The 13897-nt window shown below is 70.0% G+C and carries 15 protein-coding genes and 1 tRNA gene; 5 read left to right on the top strand and 11 right to left on the bottom strand.

What is annotated here, in order from left to right; translation table 11 throughout:
- Positions 1–2 precede the first annotated feature (2 nt).
- Together V2S05_RS03210 and V2S05_RS03205 are read right to left on the bottom strand one after the other, a co-directional pair.
- Complete coding sequence (locus V2S05_RS03210) at positions 3–1013, bottom strand: tRNA (adenine-N1)-methyltransferase (RefSeq protein WP_413633851.1); 1011 nt, start codon at positions 1011–1013, stop codon at positions 3–5.
- Positions 1010–1687: an HAD family hydrolase gene (locus V2S05_RS03205; RefSeq protein WP_271637662.1), complete on the bottom strand. Its 678-nt coding sequence runs from the start codon at positions 1685–1687 to the stop codon at positions 1010–1012. The genes V2S05_RS03210 and V2S05_RS03205 overlap by 4 nt, the downstream gene beginning before the upstream one ends.
- A gap of 87 nt (positions 1688–1774) precedes the next feature.
- On the opposite strand from V2S05_RS03205, the gene V2S05_RS03200 reads away from it, so the two are divergent.
- On the top strand, positions 1775–2620 hold the full coding sequence (locus tag V2S05_RS03200) for a PAC2 family protein (RefSeq protein ID WP_413633849.1): 846 nt from the start codon (positions 1775–1777) through the stop codon (positions 2618–2620).
- A gap of 4 nt (positions 2621–2624) precedes the next feature.
- Here V2S05_RS03200 and V2S05_RS03195 read toward each other — a convergent pair whose 3' ends face one another.
- Positions 2625–3455 (bottom strand): undecaprenyl-diphosphate phosphatase, encoded by an 831-nt coding sequence (locus V2S05_RS03195; protein WP_271637664.1) that lies wholly within the window; start codon positions 3453–3455, stop codon positions 2625–2627.
- A gap of 46 nt (positions 3456–3501) precedes the next feature.
- Positions 3502–4797 carry a M20/M25/M40 family metallo-hydrolase gene (locus V2S05_RS03190; protein WP_413633848.1) on the bottom strand — a complete coding sequence of 432 codons (1296 nt, stop codon included), beginning with the start codon at positions 4795–4797 and terminating at the stop codon, positions 3502–3504.
- A 110-nt stretch (positions 4798–4907) separates the two neighbouring features.
- Between V2S05_RS03190 and V2S05_RS03185 the strand changes: the two genes are divergently transcribed.
- Positions 4908–4992 (top strand) — tRNA-Leu (locus tag V2S05_RS03185).
- Positions 4993–5038: 46 nt separating this feature from the next.
- Here V2S05_RS03185 and V2S05_RS03180 read toward each other — a convergent pair.
- The 4 genes from V2S05_RS03180 to V2S05_RS03165 all read right to left on the bottom strand — a co-directional run bounded on the left by V2S05_RS03180 (position 5039) and on the right by V2S05_RS03165 (position 9249).
- Positions 5039–5761: a glycosyltransferase family A protein gene (locus tag V2S05_RS03180; protein WP_413633846.1), complete on the bottom strand. Its 723-nt coding sequence runs from the start codon at positions 5759–5761 to the stop codon at positions 5039–5041.
- Positions 5762–5767: 6 nt separating this feature from the next.
- Positions 5768–6223, bottom strand: coding sequence for an SRPBCC family protein (locus tag V2S05_RS03175; RefSeq protein ID WP_271637667.1), 456 nt, complete (start codon positions 6221–6223; stop codon positions 5768–5770).
- A 93-nt stretch (positions 6224–6316) separates the two neighbouring features.
- Positions 6317–7402, bottom strand: coding sequence for a VIT1/CCC1 transporter family protein (locus V2S05_RS03170; RefSeq protein ID WP_413633845.1), 1086 nt, complete (start codon positions 7400–7402; stop codon positions 6317–6319).
- A 104-nt stretch (positions 7403–7506) separates the two neighbouring features.
- The gene (locus V2S05_RS03165; protein ID WP_413633844.1) at positions 7507–9249 is read right to left on the bottom strand and encodes a DEAD/DEAH box helicase; all 1743 of its coding nucleotides are present in this window, start codon (positions 9247–9249) and stop codon (positions 7507–7509) included.
- Positions 9250–9354: 105 nt separating this feature from the next.
- Here V2S05_RS03165 and V2S05_RS03160 point away from each other — a divergent pair, with 105 nt between their 5' ends.
- Positions 9355–10182 carry an SGNH/GDSL hydrolase family protein gene (locus tag V2S05_RS03160; protein ID WP_413633843.1) on the top strand — a complete coding sequence of 276 codons (828 nt, stop codon included), beginning with the start codon at positions 9355–9357 and terminating at the stop codon, positions 10180–10182.
- Positions 10183–10200: 18 nt separating this feature from the next.
- Here V2S05_RS03160 and V2S05_RS03155 read toward each other — a convergent pair whose 3' ends face one another.
- Complete coding sequence (locus V2S05_RS03155; RefSeq protein WP_413633842.1) at positions 10201–11010, bottom strand: TrmH family RNA methyltransferase; 810 nt, start codon at positions 11008–11010, stop codon at positions 10201–10203.
- Between the two features lie 61 nt (positions 11011–11071).
- Between V2S05_RS03155 and V2S05_RS03150 the strand changes: the two genes are divergently transcribed.
- Both V2S05_RS03150 and V2S05_RS03145 read left to right on the top strand, forming a co-directional pair.
- A complete protein-coding gene (locus V2S05_RS03150; protein ID WP_413633841.1) occupies positions 11072–11920 on the top strand; it encodes a Sir2 family NAD-dependent protein deacetylase in 849 nt (282 codons plus the stop codon).
- Between the two features lie 35 nt (positions 11921–11955).
- Complete coding sequence (locus tag V2S05_RS03145) at positions 11956–12540, top strand: histidine phosphatase family protein (RefSeq protein ID WP_271637675.1); 585 nt, start codon at positions 11956–11958, stop codon at positions 12538–12540.
- A gap of 76 nt (positions 12541–12616) precedes the next feature.
- Here the strand turns inward: V2S05_RS03145 and V2S05_RS03140 are convergent, their stop codons facing one another.
- A complete protein-coding gene (locus tag V2S05_RS03140) occupies positions 12617–13420 on the bottom strand; it encodes an HpcH/HpaI aldolase/citrate lyase family protein (RefSeq protein WP_413633840.1) in 804 nt (267 codons plus the stop codon).
- On the bottom strand, positions 13417–13896 hold the full coding sequence (locus V2S05_RS03135; protein ID WP_271637677.1) for a MaoC family dehydratase: 480 nt from the start codon (positions 13894–13896) through the stop codon (positions 13417–13419). The genes V2S05_RS03140 and V2S05_RS03135 overlap by 4 nt, the downstream gene beginning before the upstream one ends.
- Between the last annotated feature and the right edge of the window lies 1 nt (position 13897).

Below are 13897 nucleotides of genomic sequence, written 5' to 3'. Positions count from 1 at the left end.
GTCTATTCGGATGCCTGCTCGCCCTCGCGCGACGCCGCGGCGACCCGCGCGCCGCCGGCGGCCTTCTGCGCCTCGCGCACGCGCTTGCGCAGGTTCTTGTCGGTGATCTGCCGGTCGCCGACCGCGCCCGGTGTCCACAGCTCGACGTCCTCGTCGCCGTAGCTCGACTTCGATGCGCGGCGACGAACCTCGGGAGGCACGGCCCCCGGCGCGAGCCGACGAGCGGTGAGCAGGAAGCCGGTGTGAGCGACCATGCGATGATCCGGGCGCACGGCGAGCCCCTCGACGTGCCAGCCGCGCACCATCGTCTCGGACGCATCCGGGTCGGTGAACAGACCGGTGCCCCGGATGTACTCCGCGACCCTCGACAGCTGCGTGGCCGTGGCGATGTAGCAGATCACCACGCCGCCGGGGGCGAGCGCATCGGCGACGACATCGATGCACTCCCACGGCGCGAGCATGTCGAGCACCACTCGGTCGACAGTGCCTGGCTGATGCCGCTGGCCCAGCTGCTCGGCCAGATCGCCGACCACGACATCCCACGTCTCGGGTGTCTCGCCGAAGAAGGTCTCGACGTTCGCCTTCGCCACCTCGGCGAAGTCCTCGCGGCGCTCGAACGACGTGAGCGTGCCCTCGGACCCGATCGCGCGCAGCAGCGCGAGCGAGAGGGCGCCCGAGCCGACACCCGCCTCGACGACCACGGCGCCGGGGAAGACGTCTGCCTGCATGACGATCTGCGCGGCATCCTTCGGGTACACGATGGCCGCACCGCGCGGCATCGACATCGCGAAGTCCCGCAGCAGCGGACGCAGCGCCAGGTAGTCGTGGCCTGAGCTGTTCGTCGCCACGGATCCGTCCGGCTGGCCGATCAGATCCGCGTGCCGCAGCACTCCGTGATGCGTGTGCAGCTCGCCGTCGGCGCGCAGCGTGATGGTGTGCATGCGACCCTTCGGGCCGGTGAGCTGGACGCGGTCACCCTCCCGGAAGGGACCGCTGGGACGTGCGGCGCTCATCGGGCGCCCTCCTTCGCGAAGCGGGTGTGCAGGTCGGCGAGATCGGCGGTCGTGCGGCCTGCCAGGGTGGGCCACAGCTCGTCGGCGCCGCAGCCGTCGAGCGGCACGATGTGCGGCACGCCGAGCGTGACTGCACCGGATGCCGCGCCGGAGGCGACGCCGGTCGGCGAGTCCTCGATCACGACGGCGTCGGCGATGTCGATGCCGAGCTGGGCAGCGGCGGCGAGGTACGGGTCGGGGAACGGCTTGGGGCGTTCGACCTCGTCGCCCGCGACGATGAGGTCGAAGGCTGCGAAGTCGATCTGGTCGACGACGTCGAGGGCCATACGGCGCAGCGACATGGTCACCAGGGCGGTCGGGATGCCCTCGGCGCGGAGGTCCGCGAGCAGCTCGCGCGCCCCTGGCCGGAACGGCACTCCCTGCGTGCGCAGCCGCTCGGCGACGCGATCGGTCATCAGCTCGACGATCTGCTCTGGTTCGAGGTCGACCCCCGCCTGCTGCAGCACCCTTCCGCTCTCGAGCAGACCGTTGCCGACCAGCTGCATCGCGTCGTCGTGCGTCCAGGTGCCGCCGTACGACTCGACCAGCTCCGTCTCGACGGACATCCAGTAGGGCTCGGTGTTGACGACGGTTCCGTCCATGTCCCACAGGACGGCGGCGGGCTTTCTGCTCATTGCACCCATGGTAGCCGGGTCGCCGCCCCCGGCCAGGCGGTGAGGTCTAGCCTGGAGGGGATCGACTCGACTCCAGGAAGGAGAGGGATGGACGTCCTCGGCTCTCGCATCATCGTCGCCGCGTTCGACGGCTGGAACGACGCCGGCGAGGCGGCGAGCGGTGCCATCGGCGCCCTTCGCGCCGCCGGCGAGTACGAGCAGGTGCACGCGGTGGATCCCGAGCTGTACTTCGACTACCAGTACACCCGCCCCTCGACGCGGATGAACGCCGACGGAGGGCGCGAGCTGCAGTGGCCGGAGGCCTCGCTGTGGCGCCCCACCCGCCCTGCAGAGAGCGGGCCCGAGCTCTGGCTGCTGACCGGCTCGGAGCCGGCGCGCGCATGGCAGGCGTTCGTGAACGAGTTCCTGGATGTCGCCCTCCGCGACGACATCACCGGCCTGGTCACGATCGGGGCGATGCTCTCGGACGTTCCGCACACCCGGCCGATCTCGGTCTTCGCCTCGAGTCACGATGAGCGCGTGCGTGAGGTGCATGGGCTCGACAGATCCAGCTACGAGGGCCCCGTCGGCATCCTCAGCGTGTTCGACCAGTTCTTCAGTCAGGTCGAGATCCCCTCGGCCAGCCTGTGGGCCAGCGTGCCCCACTACGTCGCCACAGCCTCCCCGTCGCCCAAGGCGACGCTGGCGCTGCTCGACCGCCTCGAGGAGCTGACCGGCGTGGGTCCTGCCCGCGAGCACCTGCGCACCGAGGCGGCAGCCTGGGAGGCGTCGATCGACGCGGCGGCCGCCGAGGACGAGGACATGGCCGAGTACATCCGGCAGCTCGAGCGCACCAGGGACACGTGGGATTCACCCGATGCGTCGGGGGATGCCATCGCTCAGGCGTTCGAGCGCTATCTGCGCCGCCGCGGCGACGGCTTCGACAAGCGCTGAGCGATCAGACGGCGGGAACGACGCCGGTCGCGAGCAGCACGATGATCACGACGCCGAGCAGCACCCGGTAGATCACGAAGGGCAGGAAGCTGCGCTTCGAGATCCAGTTCATGAAGAACGCGATCACCCCGAGCGCGACGACGAACGCGATGCCGGTGGCGGCGAAGGTCTCACCGAGCCCGAAGTGCTGGTTCGGGTCTCCTCCGTGCTTGAACAGCTGGTAGAAGCCGCTGCCGAAGACCGCAGGGATCGCGAGCAGGAACGCGTACCGGGCGGCCGCCGCACGCTCGTAGCCGAGGAAGAGACCCATCGTGATCGTGCCGCCCGACCGGGAGACGCCGGGCACGAGGGCGAGCGCCTGCGCGAATCCGAACGCGGCGCCGTGCCCGTAGGTGAGCTCACCGAGTCGACGTCGCTTCGCCCCCACGTGGTCGGCGATGCCGAGCAGCACGCCGAAGACGATGAGCATGATCGCGACGATCCACAGCGAGCGGAACACCGTCTCGATCGAGTCCTGGAACAGCAGCCCGAGCACCACGATCGGGATGCTGCCGAGGATGATCAGCCAGCCCATGCGCGCGTCCGGATCGTTGCGCGGTGCCTTGCCGGTGAGTGAGCGGAACCACTGCGCGATGATGCGCACGATGTCGCGCCAGAAGAACACGACGACCGCTGCTTCGGTGCCGATCTGGGTGATCGCGGTGAACGCGGCGCCCGGATCCTCGCCGGACGGCAGGAAAGTGCCGACGATGCGCAGGTGGGCGCTGGAGGAGATGGGCAGGAACTCCGTGAGTCCCTGCACGATGCCGAGGATGAGCGCTTCGAGCAGGTTCATGCGTCGCTTTCTGACAGGGCGTGGTGAGGTCGGCGAGCGAGGCTGATCAGCAGCTGCGCAGCAGATCGGCCAGTACGCGCTGGCCGAAGACAAGCGATTCTACGGGCACGCGCTCGTCGACTCCGTGGAACATCCCGGTGAAGTCCAGATCGGCGGGCAGCCGCAGCGGCGCGAACCCGTACCCGGTGATGCCCAGCGACGCGAGCGCCTTGTTGTCGGTTCCCGCACCGAGAAGGTACGGGATCACCGGCACGCCGGGATCATGGCGCCCGAGCGCGGATACCATCGCCTCGACCAGGTCGCCCTCGAACGCGGTCTCCATTCCGATGTCCCGCACGACCGTCTGGATCTCGATGTCGTCGCCGGCGATCCGCTGCAGCTCCGCGAGCACGTCGTCCTCGGTGCCGGGGATGACACGGACGTCGATGAGCGCCTCGGCCGTCTCGGGGATCACGTTGTGCTTGTATCCCGCCGTCAGGGCCGTCGGGTTGGTCGTGGTGCGGAACGTCGAGCGCAGGAACGCCTCCGCGGGACCGGCGGCTGCGGCCAGCGCATCCGGGTCGTCGCTGGAACGGCCGGTGACGTCGCTCAGTCCGTCGAGCAGCGCGCGGGTGGTCGGGGTGAGCCGGATCGGCCAGCGGGTGCGCCCGATCGCCGCCACGGCCTCGGCGAGCCGCGTCACCGCGTTGTCGTCGTGGTAGCGGCTGCCGTGCCCGGCGCGGCCCTTGGCGACGAGGCGCAGCCAGAGCATGGCCTTCTCGCCCACCTGCAGCAGGTAGACGCGGCGGTCGTCGACCGTGATCGAGTAGCCGCCCACCTCGCTGATCGCCTCCGTGGCACCGGCGAACCAGTCCGGTCGGTCCTTGACGACCAGGGCCGAGCCCTCGACGCCGCCGTTCTCCTCGTCGGCGAAGAAGGTGAGGATGAGGTCGCGCTCCGGCTGCTCCCCCGCGCGCAGCATGTCGCCGACGGCGGTCAGGATCATCGCGTTCATGTTCTTCATGTCGACTGCGCCGCGCCCCCACAGCATCCCGTCGCGCACCACGCCCTCGAACGGGTCGACGCTCCAGTCGGCGGCGACAGCCGGGACGACATCGAGATGCCCGTGCACGACGAGGGCAGGGCGCTCGGGGTCGCGCCCCGGCACCCGCGCCATCACGTTGGTGCGTCGCTCGATGGGCTCGTAGTACTCCGGCTCGAGGCCGAGCTCCTGCAGGTAGGCGCCGACGTACTCGGCCGCCTCGCGCTCGCCGTTGGCCCTGCCGCCGCCGAAGTTCGACGTGTCGATGCGGATCAGGTCGCGGGCGATGCGGACGACCTCGGGCAGCTCAGTATCGGGCATGAGCCCAGGCTACCCAACCGCGATGCCACGCCCGGGCGTCGCGCTGGTTCGAACAGCCCCGCGGGCCGTGCTAGAGTCGATCTTCGTTCGGCAACGAACATTCATCACCTGCGCGGGTGGCGGAATAGGTAGACGCGCTAGCTTGAGGTGCTAGTGCCCGCATAGGGCGTGGGGGTTCAAGTCCCCCCTCGCGCACAGAGCGAAGAAGGCCCGGATCCGGTGGATCCGGGCCTTCTTCGTCTCAGTTCCGCACCCGCAGTCGCCGCCACCGGTACGGCGGGAAATCCTCGGGCCAGTGCAGCCGGACGGTGCGGGTGCCCCGTCTCATCCGGCGGCCGAAGGCGCGCCCAGGCCACAGCGGTCGCATGGAGATCCCCATCCGCTGCCCCGGCATCCACCCGATGCGGCCGAGCGAGCCGAGGTGGAACGACAGGTCCAGGTCGTCGTGGGTCTCGGCGTCGTGCCGATGCACCTGCTCGCGCACTGCGTGCCAGGCATCCGCCCGCATCGCCATGTTCGAGCCGAAGAGCGGCCGATGACCGAGCGCGGTTCTCGTGGTGACCTCGTACGCACCGAGATAGATCAACGCGGTCCAGCGCAGTGCCCGCGGCCCGTCGATGAATCGTGCACCGCCCGTCGCCGCGATGCACTCCGGTGAGCGCGCGAACCACGCCATGGCATCCTGCACCCAGGTCGGCGGCGGGACGCAGTCGGCGTCGAGTCGCAGGATGAGATCCCCGGCCGCCGCGTCGTATCCGGCCGCCGCGGCGGCGGGGATGCCGATCTCCGGGCAGAACACCACCCGTGCCCCTGCGGACGCGGCGATCGCCGCCGACGCATCCGAGGATGCGTTGTCGACGACGATCACCTCGTCGGCCGGTCGCGTCTGCTCGCGCAATGCGGCGAGGCAGCACGTCAGCAGCTCTGCGTCATCCCGCACCGGGATGACGACCGATACGCGCAACGACGCTCAGGCGTCGACGTCGCCGCGCCACGCACCGGTCTCGCCGCCGCGCCCCTCGATGAACTTCTTGAAGTTGTCGAGATCCTTCTTCACGGCGTGGGAGCCCGCGCCCACCAGCGCTCCCACCTTCTCGAGCAGACCCTGCGGGTCCCAGTCGATCTGAGCCGTGACGCGCGTCGTGTTCTCATCGAGCTTGTGGAACGTGACGACGCCGGCGTGCTCGGTCTCGCCGCCCATGCTCTTCCAGGCGACCCGCTCGTCGGGGTGCTGCTCGGTGATCTCGGCGTCGAACTCGCGCTCCGCTCCCCCGACGTTGACGACCCAGTGGTTGTGCGTGTCGTCGATCTGCGTGATCGACACGACCTCGTCGAGGAAGTGCGGGAAGCTCTCGAACTGCGTCCACTGGTTGTAGGCGACGCTCACGGGGACGTTCACGTCGACGGTCTCGATGATCTGGGGCATCTTCAACTCCTCGCTTCTGGGATGGAGATCCCAGTCAGCCCGAACACGGCGCTTCGCGCGAGGGGGTTGACGACGGGACTCGGAGAGGTCGAGTCAGACCGCGCCGACGCCGAACGCCAGACCGAGCCCGTAGGTGATCGCGGCGGCGCCCACGCCGATCGCGAGCTGACGGAGGGCTCTCTTCAGCGGCGGACCGCCGGACAGGATGCCCACCATCGCCCCCGTGGCCAGCAGCGCGATTCCCACCAGCACGAGGGCGACGAGGATCGCCGCGGTGCCGCTGAGTCCGAAGATCCACGGCAGCACGGGGATGATCGCGCCGGAGGAGAACAGCAGGAAGCTGGAGATCGCCGCAGCCCAGTCGCTGCCGATCACCTCGTGGTCGGCGTGGATTCCGATCGGCCCTGTCGCGTCGCGCCGGATGCCCGCCTGCGCCGCCTCGACGACGCGCTGCGCGCGTACCAGCGACTCGTCCTGCGCCATGCCGCGCGCGCGGTACACGAGTGCCAGCTCATTGGCATCGATGTCGAGGTCGCCCGCTGTGGCGTCGGCATCGCTGTTCTCCTCCGTGGATGCCAGCAGCTCGCGCTGGGAGCGCACCGACACGAATTCGCCCGCCCCCATCGAGAGGGCGCCGGCCAGCAGTCCGGCGATGCCGCTGAAGAGCACGAAGCCGCCGCTCACGCCCGTGGCTCCGATTCCCAGCACGAGTGCGAGGTTGGAGACGAGACCGTCGTTCGCGCCGAACACCGCAGCGCGGAACGAGCCCGACAGCCGGCGGCGCCCGCGCGCGGCGAGGCCGCGGACGACTTCGTGGTGCACCTTCTCGTCGGCGCGCATCGCGGCAGTCGCGAACTTCTCGGTGTCGTAGGGCGATCGCGCCTCGGCGCTCTGTGCGAGCGCGAGAACGAAGATCGATCCGAAGCGAGAGGCCATCCAGCCCAGCATCCGCGAGCGCAGACCCGCCCTGGGCAGCCTCGACGGCTCTCCGCCCAGAAGGTCGAGCCAGTGCTGCTCGTGTCGGCGCTCGGCCTCGGCGAGCGAGAGCAGGATCTCGCGCTCCTCGCCCTCGCGGCGTGCCGCCAGGTTCGCGTAGACCGCGCCCTCGGCGCGCTCCTCGACGAGATAGCGAGCCCACTGCCGGCGATCGGCTGGGGTGGGCTGTGCGGGCGCGTTCATGCATCCTCCGTGCTGTGGGGAACAGTCAACGGTATCGACGGCGGTGCCCAGAGACCGCGTCAGCACAGCGATTGACAGGATTTCGGATGCCCGAAGCGCGCCGCTCAGGAGCGCACGCGTTTGCGCAGCACGTCGATCCGGGACTGCAGCTGCGCGACCGTCGCCTGCGGGACGGCGGGACCACCGCACACGCGACGCAGTTCGGCGTGCACCGCGCCGTGCGGCTCGCCGCTCTGGCGGGCGTACAGCCCCACCAGGCTGTTGAGCAGCTGCCGCTGCTCGCGCAGCGTGCGGTGCAGCGGTGCGGGCAGGGTCGACTCCTGCTCGGGAGGAGCCGCGGCCTCACGCGCCTGACGCAGCTTGCTCTGCTTGGCCTGACGCTGCATGAGGAGGTCGTGCACGTGCTCGGGCTCGAGCAGACCGGGAAGCCCGATGAACTCCTCCTCCTCCGGCGTGCCGGGCTCGGCGAGCTGACCGAAGTCCTTGCCGTCGAACACGACCCTGTCGAAGTGGGCGAGCGACGAGATCGCCTGGTAGGTGAACTCCTGGGTCAGGGCATCCGATGCGTCGTCTTCGCGGTTGGCGCTCTCGAGAAGAGAATCCTCGAGGCCGTCGTCATCCTTCGTCTGACGGTCGAGTGCATGATCGCGCTGCTTCTCCATCTCGTTCGCGAGAGTCATCAGCACAGGCACGTTGGGCAGGAACACGCTGGCCGCCTCGCCACGGCGGCGGGCGCGCACGAAGCGCCCGATCGCCTGCGCGAAGAAGAGCGGCGTCGACGAAGAGGTGGCGTACACGCCGACGGCGAGGCGCGGCACGTCGACGCCCTCCGACACCATCCGCACCGCGACCATCCAGCGCCGGTCGTCGGCGCTGAACCGCTCGATCCGCTCCGACGCCGAAGCGTCGTCGCTCAGCACCACGGTGGGCTGCTGCCCGGTGATGCTGTGCAGGATCTTCGCGTAAGCGCGCGCGACGGTCTGGTCGGTGGCGAGCACGAGTCCGCCGGCGTCGGGCACGTGGTGGCGGATCTCGGAGAGGCGCCGGTCGGCGGCGCGCAGCACGGCGGGCATCCACTCCCCCTCCGGGTCCAGAGCCGTCCGCCAGGCCTGCGAGGTGACGTCCTTGGTGTTGTCCTGGCCGAGGTGCGCCTCGAGCTCGTCGCCGGCGCTCGTGCGCCAGCGCATCTTGCCGGAGTACATGTGGAAGAGCACCGGCCGCACGACGCCGTCTTCGAGGGCCCGGCCGTAGCCGTAGGCGTAGTCGGTGCTCGACACCCGCGCGCCCGACTCGTCTGGCAGGTACTCGACAAACGGGATGGGCGCCGTGTCGCTGCGGAACGGCGTTCCCGAGAGCAGCAGGCGGCGCTTGGCCGGACCGTACGCGTCGCGGATCGCATCGCCCCAGCTCAGCGCGTCACCGCCGTGGTGCACCTCGTCGAGGATCACCAGCGTGTTCGCGTCCTCGGTCAGATGCCGATGCACGGACGACTTCGCGGCGACCTGCGCGTAGGTCACGACGACGCCGTGGTACTGCCGTGACGGAGCCCAGTGGCTGTTGCGGAAGCGGGGGTCGAGACGGATGTGCACGCGCGCTGCGGCGTCGGCCCACTGCGTCTTGAGGTGCTCGGTCGGCGCGACGACGATGACCCGGTTCACCTCGCCCATCCGCAGCAGCTCGACCGCCAGCGTCAGAGCGAAGGTGGTCTTGCCCGCGCCAGGGGTCGCTGCGACGAGAAAGTCGCGCTGATCGGCCTGGAAGTACTGCTCGAGCGCCTCGCGCTGCCATGCCCTCAGCTTGTCGGCGGTACCCCACGGGGCGCGCTGAGGGAAGGACGGAGAGAGCATCGCATCTACGATAATCCAGGCCGCCGACAGTTCGGTTCGGGGCCGGGGGTAGGCTCGGATGCTGTGCTGCCGGCACCCGCAGCAGTTCCTGTCGAAGGAGAGACGATGGTCGATCAGGATTCCTCGCGCACCCCCTACGTCGCCAACGAGGGTTCGCACCCGTGGCGTCGATTCGTGGCGGTCGGCGACTCGTTCACCGAGGGCATCGGCGACCCCGACCCGGCTGCTCCCGGAGGGCACCGCGGATGGGCCGACCGCGTCGCCGAGGTGCTGTCGCAGGACGTCGATGACTTCGCGTACGCCAACCTCGCCGTGCGGGGAAAGCTGATCGCCCAGATCGCCGCTGAACAGATCGAGCCGGCGGTCGCTCTGAATCCTGATCTGGTCTCGATCTGCGCGGGAGGCAACGACGTGATCCGTCCGCGCACCGATCCCGACGACATCGCCGCGCAGCTCGAGCGCGCCGTCGCACGCCTGGCGTCGACGGGAGCTGCGGTCGTGCTCTTCACCGGCATCGACACGCACTTCACCCCGGTCTTCCGTGCGTTCCGCGGCAAGGTCGCGATCTACAACGAGAACGTGCGCGCGATCGCCGACAGGCACGACTGCATCGTGGCCGACCAGTGGGCGCTGAAGGTCATCCAGGACACGCGGTTCTTCGCCGATGATCGGCTGCACCTGAACGCGCTCGGCCATCATGAGGTCGCGCGCATGGTGCTGCGCGCGCTGAACGTGCCGAACACGCTGCAGCCCATGCAGCCCGATCCCATGCCGGTGCGCACGTGGCGCGAGGCGCGCACCGAAGACATCGGCTGGGCGCGCGAGCACCTCGTGCCCTGGGTGCTGCGGCGTCTGCGTCACCAGTCCTCGGGCGACACGATCTCCGCGAAGCGCCCGGATGCGATGCCGTTCCTGCGCGGCGACGTCGGCTGATCCGATCGCCGGCCGCGCTCAGCGCGTCGCGTAGAACGCCACCGCGGACGCGGCGGCGACGTTGAGGGAATCCACCCCGGCCATCATCGGGATGGTCACCCGACGATCGAGCAGCCGGTCGGTCTCGGGCCGGATGCCGTCGCCCTCGGTGCCGAAGATCAGCGCGAGACGCTGCGGCGACTCCGCGACGAGATCGTCGAGCGTGATCGCGCCGCTTCCGAGCGACATGCCGGCGACGAGGTACCCGGCCGAGCGCAGCTCGTCGATGCCCGCCGGCCAGGTGTCGATGCGGGTCCACGGCACCTGGAACACCGTGCCCATCGACACGCGCACCGAACGGCGGTAAAGCGGGTCGGCGCAGGTGGGGCTGACGAGAACCGCGTCGACGCCGAGCGCCGCCGCCGATCGGAAGATCGCTCCGACGTTGGTGTGGTCGGTGAGTCCCTCCAGCACGGCGAGCCGCGGGCGTGCGCTGTCGATCCGCGCGAGCAGATCGGCCACGGGCGCCGGCTCCGGGCGGTGCATGGCCGCCATCGCTCCGCGATGCACGGCGAAACCGGTGAGCTGCTCGGCTGCCTCATCCGTCACGACGTAGACGGGCACGTCGCGTTCGCCGAGCAGCTCCGCGACGGCATCCGCCCACTTCTGCTGGATGAGCACCGAACGCGGACGGTGACCCGCCTGCAGAGCGCGCTCGATGACCTTCGCCGACTCGGCGATGTACAGCCCGCCTTCCGGCTCCCGCACCCGGCGCAGAGCCGTATCGGTGAGCGAGCGGTAGTCGTCGAGCACCGGGTCGTGCGGGTCGCGAATGTGGTGCAGCTGCATCCGTCCATGCTTGCAGGTCGAAACGGCCCCGCAGCCGCGCCCTCCCGAATAGACTTCCGAGGTGCAGTCGCTCGAGCTCTCGGACACCGTCGCCGACGCCGTCGAGCGCACGGCCGGGCTGCTGAGCGGCCTTCCCTTCGCCGTGCTCACCGGAGCGGGCATCTCGACCGATTCGGGCATTCCGGCCTACCGCGGCGCAGGCGCACCGCCGCGCTCGAAGCCGATGACCATCCAGACCTATCTCTCCGATGAGGCCGCACGTCGGCGGTACTGGCTCGGCGGTCATCTCGGCTACCGGGCGTTCACGGCGCCGGATCCGAACGGCGGGCATCTCGCGCTGGCGGCGCTGGAGCGCGCGGGTGCAGCGACCGGCGTGGTCACCCAGAACGTCGACGGGCTGCACCTGCGCGCCGGCAGCCGGCGCGTCGTCGAGCTGCACGGCACGATGCACCGCACGCTCTGTCTGCACTGCGGGCAGGTGTACGACCGCAGGGCGATCGCCGAGCGCATCGAGCAGCTGAACCCGTGGATCCTCGTGCCGGAGAACATCGTGCTCAACCCCGACGGAGACGTCTCGCCGGAGAGCACGGCGGGCTTCGTCATCCCGACATGCGAGATCTGCGGCGGGATGCTGAAGCCCGACGTCGTGTACTTCGGCGAGTTCGTGCCGATCCGTCGGTTCGCGCTCGCGGAGTCCCTCGTGCACGCCTCGTCGGCACTCGTCGTCGCGGGCACGTCTCTCACCGTGAACTCCGGTATCCGGGTGATCGAGCGGGCGCGCAGGCGCGACATGCCGATCGTGATCGTCAATCACGAGCCGACCAGGGCGGATGCCTGGGCCGACGAGGTCATCGAGGGCGGGACGACCGAGGTCCTCTCCGCGCTGGCGACCCGCCTCGGAGCTCTCTGAGCGGGGCGCACCGGAGCCTCCCGTAGGCTCGAGGGGTGACCCTGCTGACACTCGTACGCCACGGACAGACCGACTGGAACCTCGCCCGTCGCATCCAGGGCACCACCGACATCCCGCTCAACGACACCGGGCGAGACGACGCCCGCAGGGCCGCCGCCGCGCTCGCCGGTGAGCAGTACGACGCGATCTACGCGAGCCCGCTGGTGCGCGCGCAGCAGACGGCGCAGATCATCGCGGACGAACTCGGCCTCGGGGCGCCTGCGCTCACCCGCGGGCTGCGCGAGCGCACCTTCGGCGACGGCGAGGGAATGCTCGTCGAGGACTACCTGAAGACCTGGGGCGATTGGACCTCGGCGGTGCCTGGCGCGGAGACCCTCGACGAGGTGCGCGATCGTGCGATGGACTCCCTCGAGCGGATCGCGCGCGCCTCGCGTCGACGGTCGGCGCCGCGAGCGGAGTCGATCATCGTCGTCAGCCACGGCGGGGTCATCCGCTCGCTGCTCATGCACGTCTCGGGCGGCTCGCTGCCGAGGGTGGGTGACTCGCTGCACAACGGCTCGGTCCATCGCTTCGTCGCCGAGCGGGGCACGCTGCGCCTGCTCGAGGCGATCCCGATCTGACCCTTCGACGGGCTCAGGGGCCTTCGACAGGCTCAGGGACCCACCACATGGGATGCCGAGCCTGCTGAAGCACAGCTCAGCTCCTTTCGAGCACGGCACGGGCGTGGCGCAGCACCGGCTCGTCGATCATCCGCCCCTCGAAGCGGAACACGCCGCGCTCCCCCTCGGCGGCCGCCAGCACCGCCTGAGCCCACGTGATCGTCGACTCGTCTGGTCGGTAGGCGTCCCGGATCACCGCGACCTGCTTCGGATGGATGCATGCGGTCGCGCCGAATCCGGATGCCACCGCATCCGCGGCCTCGGCGGCGAGACCGTCTGCATCATCGATGTCGAGGTGCACCGCGTCGATGGCCGTCCGGCCGTGCGCTCCGGCCGCGAGCAGGACCAGGGACCGCGCCGAACGGGCCACGTCTCGGTACCGCCCGTCCGGGAAGCGGCTCGACATCCCGCCGAGAGACGCCACGAGATCCTCCGCGCCCCACATCAGTCCGACGGCGCGCTCGTGAGCGGCGAGCTCTCCCGCCCGGTGCACGCCGCGCGCGGTCTCGCACAGGGCGATCAGTCCGAACTCGGTGCCGAACGCGTCGAATGCCGCCGGATCCTCGCTCTTCGCCACCATCACCGTGCGGAACGGGGTGCGCTGCAGCGCATCGACGTCGCGGGCGAACTCCGCGGTCTCCGGCGCGTTCACGCGGACGATCACACGGTCGGGGTCCATGTCAGCGGCGATGATGTTCTCGCGCGCCTGCGCTCTGGCATCCGGAAGCACAGCGTCTTCGAGATCGAGGATCACGGCATCTGCTTTCTGCATCGCCCCCGCGAAGCGCTCGGGCCGGTCGGCGGGGCAGAACAGCAGCGCGGGGCCCATGCCGAGGGTCACCGTTCGCCCTCCGGCAGGCAGCGCATCAGGGCGGTGCGGGTGGCCTTCGCCACGATAACGCCGTCCTGATTGCGTCCGGTGTGCTCGATCGTGCAGATGCCCTGGCCGGGGCGGGATGCCGAGAGCCGCTTGTCGACGATCACGCTCTCGGTGTACAGCGTGTCGCCGTGGAACAGCGGATGCGGGAACGAGATGTCACCGAGCCCCAGCTGCGCGACCAGGGTGCCCTGGGTGAGCTGCGTCACCGACGCGCCCACCATCGTCGACAGCGTCCACATCGAGTTCATCAGCCGCTGGCCGAACGGCTCCTGCCCATCGGCGAAGGCGGCGTCGAGGTGAAGCGCCTGCGTGTTCATGGTGAGCGTCGTGAAGAGCACGTTGTCGGCCTCGGTCGCGGTGCGCCCGGGCCGGTGCAGGTAGCGGGCGCCGACCTCGAGCTCCTCGAAGTACAGTCCGCGCTGAACGATGTCGGTCATG

The sequence above is a fragment of the Microbacterium sp. OR16 genome, assembly GCF_047306725.1.
Lineage (GTDB): Bacteria > Actinomycetota > Actinomycetes > Actinomycetales > Microbacteriaceae > Microbacterium.
This window is presented reverse-complemented; position numbering and strand designations above follow the sequence as displayed.

What these genes read in the sequence shown, in the direction of transcription:
- V2S05_RS03200 (WP_413633849.1), top strand. Translation starts at nt 1,775, where the DNA reads ATGGACGTCCTCGGCTCTCGCATCATCGTCGCCGCGTTCGACGGCTGG.
- V2S05_RS03155 (WP_413633842.1), bottom strand. Translation starts at nt 11,010, where the DNA reads ATGCAGCTGCACCACATTCGCGACCCGCACGACCCGGTGCTCGACGAC.
- V2S05_RS03160 (WP_413633843.1), top strand. Translation starts at nt 9,355, where the DNA reads ATGGTCGATCAGGATTCCTCGCGCACCCCCTACGTCGCCAACGAGGGT.
- V2S05_RS03165 (WP_413633844.1), bottom strand. Translation starts at nt 9,249, where the DNA reads ATGCTCTCTCCGTCCTTCCCTCAGCGCGCCCCGTGGGGTACCGCCGAC.
- V2S05_RS03170 (WP_413633845.1), bottom strand. Translation starts at nt 7,402, where the DNA reads ATGAACGCGCCCGCACAGCCCACCCCAGCCGATCGCCGGCAGTGGGCT.
- V2S05_RS03210 (WP_413633851.1), bottom strand. Translation starts at nt 1,013, where the DNA reads ATGAGCGCCGCACGTCCCAGCGGTCCCTTCCGGGAGGGTGACCGCGTC.
- V2S05_RS03135 (WP_271637677.1), bottom strand. Translation starts at nt 13,896, where the DNA reads ATGACCGACATCGTTCAGCGCGGACTGTACTTCGAGGAGCTCGAGGTC.
- V2S05_RS03175 (WP_271637667.1), bottom strand. Translation starts at nt 6,223, where the DNA reads ATGCCCCAGATCATCGAGACCGTCGACGTGAACGTCCCCGTGAGCGTC.
- V2S05_RS03195 (WP_271637664.1), bottom strand. Translation starts at nt 3,455, where the DNA reads ATGAACCTGCTCGAAGCGCTCATCCTCGGCATCGTGCAGGGACTCACG.
- V2S05_RS03190 (WP_413633848.1), bottom strand. Translation starts at nt 4,797, where the DNA reads ATGCCCGATACTGAGCTGCCCGAGGTCGTCCGCATCGCCCGCGACCTG.
- V2S05_RS03205 (WP_271637662.1), bottom strand. Translation starts at nt 1,687, where the DNA reads ATGAGCAGAAAGCCCGCCGCCGTCCTGTGGGACATGGACGGAACCGTC.